General features: G+C 61.3%; 4 protein-coding genes and 1 pseudogene. All 5 read right to left on the reverse strand.

Annotation, left to right across the window (positions count from 1 at the left end; genetic code table 11):
* Positions 1 to 213 precede the first annotated feature (213 nt).
* On the reverse strand, positions 214 to 759 hold the full coding sequence (locus tag AC5DC2_RS18810; RefSeq protein ID WP_491699573.1) for a hypothetical protein: 546 nt from the start codon (positions 757 to 759) through the stop codon (positions 214 to 216).
* A gap of 330 nt (positions 760 to 1,089) precedes the next feature.
* Entirely contained in the window at positions 1,090 to 2,034 is a 945-nt protein-coding gene (locus AC5DC2_RS18815; RefSeq protein WP_491699574.1) for a helix-turn-helix domain-containing protein, read from the reverse strand.
* A 418-nt stretch (positions 2,035 to 2,452) separates the two neighbouring features.
* A complete protein-coding gene (locus AC5DC2_RS18820; protein WP_491699575.1) occupies positions 2,453 to 3,586 on the reverse strand; it encodes an ABC transporter ATP-binding protein in 1,134 nt (377 codons plus the stop codon).
* Positions 3,587 to 3,615: 29 nt separating this feature from the next.
* Complete coding sequence (locus tag AC5DC2_RS18825; RefSeq protein WP_491699576.1) at positions 3,616 to 5,043, reverse strand: sulfatase family protein; 1,428 nt, start codon at positions 5,041 to 5,043, stop codon at positions 3,616 to 3,618.
* A 10-nt stretch (positions 5,044 to 5,053) separates the two neighbouring features.
* Positions 5,054 to 5,291: pseudogene (locus AC5DC2_RS18830) on the reverse strand (carbohydrate ABC transporter permease); the annotation flags it as partial.

The raw sequence follows: 5,291 nt of genomic DNA on the forward strand, positions 1-5,291 counted from the left end.
ATCTTTGGCGATTTGCCGTCCGTTGTTTCCGCAAAGATGCGCGCGGGCTGCGCAAGCGCCGGCCAGCCCCTGACCTGCTCCTCCGGACCGGCTGCCGGAAGAACGCCTTTGCCCGCGACCGCCCCGACAGGCGAGGACGGACGAACCAGAGCGTCCGGAAAAGAAAAGCGGCGCATGGCAGTGACCTCCGGTCGAGCTACGCTCTCATGCAGATCATCGCCATGCGCCCAAAGCAGCGCGTTTTGGTTCCGACTTCGGCCGGTCTTGAGGACCGGCGCCGGCAGAACCTACTGCTCGTATTTTCTGATATTCATAGGTTATAAAATGGAGTTCGGGAATTTCTACTGAAATAAATCGTAAAACAGCATTGGTAATAAAAATAAAAGGAAGACAATAAAGAAAAAACAGAAAAACCTGAAAGGCCAGCGCCGATTGTAAACAGGCGTTCCTTGATAACACCGCCCGCAGAAAGATGCCCCGAAACGTAGTCGGTGCCCACAGGAACAGGTAAAAAGGCGCAACGTCTTTCGGCCGGAAGCGCTGGATCTTGACGGCTGGAATCTGGCGTTGAAAGTCATGTTTCTGATGGGTGCACGAAGATGGACCTGCGGCCACGGCGTGTCCGTTCGACGTCAGTAAAAGGCGCACGCCCGAGGCGCCAGGCTGACGGGCTGACGGCGAAACCTGACGGGCTGACGCCTGGCGCGGAGACGCAATCGAGAACGGCGGCGACGCCCCGTGGTCCGGACGGATGCGCAAAATGCAATTCGGCATCCGGTGGGAAACGCGCGGCGTCGCCCCTGTCCAAAGTCTGGCAATTCATATCGTCTGCCCCTGATAGCCGTGAGTTTGCCTAGAGCGCCGTGCGTCCTTTCGGACGCACGGCGCTCTAACCTATTGAATCTACGCATCGTGCTTTCCAAAAATCGATTCCGATTTTCGGGCCGATGCGCTAGAGCACCGGGAATCGCTGCCCGGCGGATCGATTTCCTGACTAAAGGAAGGAAAACGCCATGTATCGCTCGCACGTCCCTAATCATATGCCGAACGTCCTGAAATGGCTTTTCCGGCACCAAAGCTCGGTCGGCGTCAGGGACGCGTGAACCATTCGGACCAGACATATTTTGTCGCGGGGGATGTTGTCACCGGCGCCGCGGCCGCATGTCGCTGCCGCCGAGCCTCCCCCGGCGTCATTCCGTATTGCCGGCGAAAAGCCCTGATGAAGGCGCTTTCGGACTGGAACCCGACCGCCGTTGCGATGATGTTGATATTGGGTTGCGGCGCCAGCGGATCGGTGAGCTTGTGATAGGCTGCGGCCAGGCGCCGCTGACGCACGAAGGCAGCGACCCCGCCATGGGGTTCGAAATGGGCATAGAGGCGGGTGCGCGAGACGCCGAACCGGGCGGCGATGTCCTCCACCGTCAGCTTGTCGCTCTCTAGGTTGTCATCGATATGCTGGCGCACGTCCTGCATCAGGCTGTGCCGCAACAGGGCCTTCTGGTCACAGGTAAGATCGCTGCCGCCATTGATAACGGCAGCGAGGAAATGAACGAGCGCCGAAAAAACCCGGGGGCCGTCCTGCGCCTGCATGGCGGGAGCCATGCGATAGACTTCCATCACATGCGAGCGGAACAAGCGGGCGAGCGGCATGTCGCGGCGGACGCGACGATAATGCAGCCCATCGGGATCATGCAGCAACGGAGCAAGCCGGTTGCGCGGAACCGCAAGTGCCATGAGGTCAAAGTCCTCGTTGACGGTATCAAGCGGCTCAGCATTGTCGAAAATGCAGATGTCGCCGGCGTCAAGCGTGATATCGCCGCCAGGCGCGCGGGCATGGCATCGCCCTCTTCGGAAAATCTGAACCATGTAATTGTCGATGCCGTCACGGCCGATCTGCGTGCGGCTGCGGGCGAAGGCCTGCCGAACGCTCATGCAGCGTCCCAGCGTGCCGATCCCGAGCATGAAACTGTCCACTTCAACCCGGAACGGATCACCGGCCCCTTGATCCAGAGTGGGCACGTAAAGCTGGCTCATGGCCTCCCGCCACTGGCCATAATCGGTGCTCGAAAAAAAATCGCGCGGGATTAAATCCTCACCTGCCGGCTTGGTTCTGGTCTCTTCTGGCAAAAAACGTCTCCCCCGGTGACGGCATGACGGCCGACGCATATTCCCTCTCCCCCCAATTTGAGGAAAGATAAACCCAAGTGCAAGCGGCCCCGGCGTTCGGCAGGCCGCAACCGTTTGGGAAAGGGGCGACAACCGGCTTTGCCCGCAACATGTTCGATCCGTACCGGCATGTCGATGACTGCGCATAGGCACTCGAAAGCAGTGCGCAATTGGTACACTGCGGATTCCACCCCGCCATCACACCGCGCTCTCCAACGCTTTGAAAAGATCGTACCGCTGTCTAAGAGAGACCTCCCGTCAGCCAAAATCAATATAGGCTTCGCTTTCAAGCTGGCCGAAATCCATCCACGCCGCCCAGCACTTTCGGACGGTTGACCCTGGGAAACGCCGTACCTCCGTCATTAAAGAGGTGCAAAGCGTCCGGCTGAAAGGTAACAGGGTACGCGCCCCCGCGGCTCCAGAACGTATCACCGCTGGCTTTCACCATCAGCGACTGACCACCTGCCCCCTGCAACTGCAGCATGGCATGATCACCAATATTCTCGGCAACCTCGATAGCGCAGGCAAAACCACCAGCATCGCCCGCGGGGTCGATATGTTCCGGGCGGATGCCGATCGTCACCGCGTCGCCGGCGCTCGTATCGCGAGCGGGGCAAACCGGCACGGAAACCCGGGCAAATCCGGGAACCTCCACAATAATCGCGTCGGCTTCCACGGCGGCGACGGTCCCCTCGAGAAAGTTCATCTTCGGCGAACCTATGAAGCCCGCAACGAACAGGTTTTGCGGCAAGTGATAGAGCTCCAGCGGGGTGCCCACCTGCTGCACATCGCCATGGTCAAGCACCACGATCCGGTCGGCAAGCGTCATCGCCTCGATCTGGTCATGGGTGACATAGGCCATGGTGGTGCCAAGGTCGTCATGCAGTTTCGACAGCTCGAGCCGCATGTGGACGCGCAGCGCCGCATCAAGGTTCGACAGCGGCTCGTCGAAGAGGAACACCTGCGGGTCGCGGACGATCGCCCGACCGATGGCAACGCGCTGGCGCTGACCGCCAGAGAGCTGGCTGGGGCGCCGCTCCAACAGATGCTCGATATGGAGAATGCCAGCCGCCGCGCGCACCTTGCGGTCGATCTCGTCCTTCGGTCGTTTGGCGAGCTTCAGGCCGAAAGACATGTTTTCGTAGACGGTCTTGTGCGGATAGAGCGCATAGGACTGGAAGACCATGGCAATGCCGCGCGCCTTGGCCGGAATATCATTGCAGCGCCTCTCCCCGATCATCAGATCGCCGCCGCTGACCTCCTCCAGCCCGGCAATCATGCGCAGGAGCGTGGATTTTCCGCATCCCGACGGGCCGACAAAAACGATGAACTCGCCGTCGCGCACCTCAAGGTCAATGCCCTTGATGACTTCCAGCGCACCATAGGACTTGCTCAGATTTTTCAGTGTAAAGCCGGCCATTGGTTTCCTCCTCGGCTGTTTCGCGTCTGTCAGGGCCGCGCGTCGAAGACGACGCCATTGCCGGTGATGAACTGGTTCGAATAAGGGTAGAAATGCTTCTCGAAGGGCATGCGCGGGGTGGCGGCATAGCGCGCGGCGAACTCCTCTGGCCTGAAGAAGGCCTCGGTCGCCGCCCGCAGTTCCGCCTTCAGCGCCGCCTCTCCCGGCGCCCGGGAGAGATCGTTCCACTCGTCGGGATCATCGGCGAGGTTGTAGAGTTCCTCGGCGCCGTCCAGATAGAGGCAGTATTTCCAGTCGCCCCGGCGCAGCATGCAGCCAGCGTGGTCCGGCTGCTTCAGCACGGCGCTCTCGCAGAAAAGGTTCCGCTCCGGCGGCCCGCCCCCGGCAAGAACCGGCGCGAGGTCCAAGCCTTCCAAACCCTCGGGCGGAGAAATCCCCGCCGCGGCGCAAAGGGTCGGGTAAAGGTCGATCAGCCCGGCAAGAGCATTCGTCCGGATCCCCGCCTCCGCCACGCCCGGCCAGCGGATGATCAGCGGAACACGGGCGGAATCCTCATAGAAGACGGTCTTCTGCCAGAGCCCCCGACGCGCCGCCATCTCACCGTGATCGGAGGCGTAGATGACGATCGTCTCCTCGAAGAGGTCGAGATAGTCGATCACATCCAGAAGCCGGCCGACGGCATCATCGACCCATTCGACGCATCCGTAATAGGCAGCAAGCGCCCGGGCATTCACCGCATCATCGCCGAGGTGATGCGCCGTGCCGCTCGCCGCTGCCGCCTTCTGCACAAAGGCGGGCGCGCGAGAAAGCCAGTCGGGATCATAGTCCGGCAGTTCCACCCTGCCCGCGAAACGCTCGAAGAAGCGACGCGGCGGGTTGATCGGAAAATGCGGTTTGTCGAAATGGACGGCCAGAAAGAACGGCGCATCTCCCGGACGGGCCGCATGACCCTGCAGCCATTTGGCCGCCTCGCTGACGCAGATTTCCGTCTGCGTCATGGCAAGGGGAATGCCCGAAGGGCCGGCATCGCCGAGAATATCGCCGAGACCGGATTCGTTTGGGTGGCGGGCGGGATCCGGCTGGTGGGCCTGGCCATAGAGATCGCCGTAGGGGCGTTCCTGAAAGCCCTGGAACTGCTCGCCGTTGAAATGCGTCTTGCCCACAAGCGCCGTGCGGTATCCGGCACCGCCGAGCGCGCGCGCCAGCGTTGGACCGTTGGCGGGCAGGACGTGGCGGTTGTCGTAAATGCCAGTCGTGCGGCAATACTTCCCGGTCAGAAGGCTCGCCCTGCTCGGCACGCAGAGTGGGTTCTGGCAATAGGCATTGTCGAAACGCACGCCGCCTGCGGCCAGCCGATCGAGCGACGGGGTTTCCACCGGCGTCTCCGCGCAATCGCCCATCGCACGCACGCTGTGCTGGTCGGAAAACAGGAAGAGGATATTGGGCTTCTTCTGCATGACGTCTCCCTCAGGCCTTGACCGCGCCGCCGAGCCGGAGTCCGCCCTTTTGCAGCGGCTTCTGGATCAGGAAATAGACGAGCAGCGTGGGCGCCGTGTAAAGCAGCGCGAAGGCGGCAAGCTGGCCATACATGGCCTCCCCATATTCCCCGAAGAAGCTGTAGAGCGAGACGGCCATCGGATAATTGTCGCGGCTTTGCAGCAGGATGAAGGGCACGAAAAAATTGCCCCAGTTCTCGATGAAGGAC

Source organism: Martelella sp. (genome assembly GCF_984369615.1).